Genomic DNA, 2109 nt, shown 5'->3' with positions numbered 1-2109 from the left:
TCAAGCATTTTTTCATCTTCCAGGTAACCTTCCAGCCGGTCGCCTATATTTACTTTAGCAACGCCTGCAGGGGTGCCAGTAAATATCAGGTCGCCTTTTTTCAGCGTAAAATATTTGGATACGAAAGCGATGATATACTCAAATGAAAAAAGCATGTAAGATGTATTGCCCTGCTGCCGCGTTTGCCCGTTTACATCGAGCCTGAAATTCAAGTCTTTAAGATCCGCGAATTTTGATTTGGGTACAAAAACGCTTACCGGCGCCGAGTTATCAAAACTTTTGGCCAGTTCCCAGGGTAACCCTTTTTCTTTATGGCGGGCCTGGATATCGCGGGCGGTAAAGTCAACCCCGAGGGCAATTTCTTCAAAATAATTAGGGGCGAACTTTTCGCTGATGTTTTTGCCTTCCTTACTGATCTTCAGCACGACTTCTATTTCATGGTGAATATCTTCAGAAAAGTCAGGATGGTAAAAAGCCTTATTTTCCCGCAACAAAGCAGTATCCGGTTTCATAAATATCACCGGCACACCGGGCACGGGGTTGTTCAGCTCTTTGGCATGTTCGGCATAATTACGGCCAATAGCAATTATTTTCATAGTGCAAAACTATGCTTTTTATGTCTGAACTAAGATTCGTAGGATTAAAAGATTGTGTTAATTTCGGATTTCGGATGTTCGATTTCGGATTTGTAACTTGATTAAATAATAATGACCATTTCACCTAATTTGGTATGCATATGATAGTTTCAAAAAAGACTTTTTTAGACCTTTTTAGTGACCCAGCCCCGGCGCTCGAGGTAAAATTTTCACCATTGTCCGACGAACTTCCATTGAAAGTATTGGTGAGAAATAAACTGGGTGGCCAAATCGATAAGAAGGGTAAAAAATATTTAGAATCAATTTGTAAAGAGACAGGCCTTAAAGAATTTAATGATTTTTACAGTTCGCTTGATGGATTTGAGCTTTGCATACCAGTCTATCCGCCTTCTTGCACCCCAAACCCTGGTATTAAGATGATTACGGCCAATAATTTGCAAAAATTTACCGATCAGTATACTGGAAAAGGGAAGTGGGCGTGGACTATTGATTTGAATAAGAGCAAAACGTTATATCGCGGAAATAATAAATGGGTTGCTTTTGCCGAAGTGGATGGAGGCCCTTCTTGCCTGACGATTTTTTTAACTGGCGAAAATGCCGGATGCATTTATTTAGTCTCACCGCAACCTCACTTTAATATACTTAAACCAATATCAAAAAGCTTTAGCCTTTTTCTCGAGAGGGTAGTAAAGGACCCGGCCGCTTTTTTAAGACTGATTCGATCTTATGTATCAGTTCGGCGGTCAGACGGCCAAAATTATGGATATGTACCTATGAGCTATTTAACTGACTCTAACAAATCCGCTCAATAACCAATTAAAAAAATACCTAAAGGTCAATGCTGGAGTAAAAAATTCCGAATTAAAAATAAATCCGAATTCGAAATTTCGAAATCCGAAATCAGAGTACAGATATCCTCTTAATCACAGATTCAGTACCGGCGTAAATCCTCACAAAGTAAAAGCCCCTGTTTAGCTTATTATTTAACATATAGGAATATGTTTTTTCGCCGGGTTCGAGGCGCTGGTTAAAGATGGTGATAATGTCGTTTCCCAAAACATCCATAATTTTTATGGTAACGATGGAATAACGGGACAAATCGTATTTCAGGTTGATCTGGTCAGTTACAGGGTTTGGATATACCTGTACGTTATTCAAAAGCTTATCGTCTGATTTATAAATATTTACCTTTTGAGTGGAGATTATCGCCGGCTTTAGCGGGGGCAATACCAAATGGAGCGCACTTTTGCTTTGTTTTGGTTTTAGTAAATGTACATAGGTAGTGTCTGACTGCGAATAGGCAACATTATCGGCAAAGGCAAAATTCATGAATATCGCCGCGGCAAATATTGCAATCCATGAATTTTTTAAAGTAAACTTTCGCCTCATATTTTATTATTATTTACAAAAGTATAAATAAACAAATCATCCATCTACATAAAGGGGCATATATAAATCATTTTAACAAAATTTAACAAAATAAGGTTTTAGCGCCCATGATTTTATGAAATCC

Annotated in this window: 3 protein-coding genes; 1 reads left to right on the top strand and 2 read right to left on the bottom strand. The window is 38.4% G+C overall.

Annotation, left to right across the window (positions count from 1 at the left end; genetic code table 11):
* Positions 1–596 (bottom strand): fumarylacetoacetate hydrolase family protein (locus tag QZY09_RS20315; protein WP_295675447.1); only part of this gene is annotated, 596 nt, incomplete at its 3' end.
* A gap of 215 nt (positions 597–811) precedes the next feature.
* Between QZY09_RS20315 and QZY09_RS20310 the strand changes: the two genes are divergently transcribed.
* Positions 812–1408 (top strand): hypothetical protein, encoded by a 597-nt coding sequence (locus QZY09_RS20310; protein ID WP_295675444.1) that lies wholly within the window; start codon positions 812–814, stop codon positions 1406–1408.
* An 88-nt stretch (positions 1409–1496) separates the two neighbouring features.
* Here the strand turns inward: QZY09_RS20310 and QZY09_RS20305 are convergent, their stop codons facing one another.
* On the bottom strand, positions 1497–1985 hold the full coding sequence (locus tag QZY09_RS20305) for a T9SS type A sorting domain-containing protein (RefSeq protein WP_295675442.1): 489 nt from the start codon (positions 1983–1985) through the stop codon (positions 1497–1499).
* Positions 1986–2109 lie beyond the last annotated feature (124 nt).

It is taken from the genome of uncultured Mucilaginibacter sp., from assembly GCF_903913935.1.
GTDB lineage: Bacteria > Bacteroidota > Bacteroidia > Sphingobacteriales > Sphingobacteriaceae > Mucilaginibacter.
This window is presented reverse-complemented; position numbering and strand designations above follow the sequence as displayed.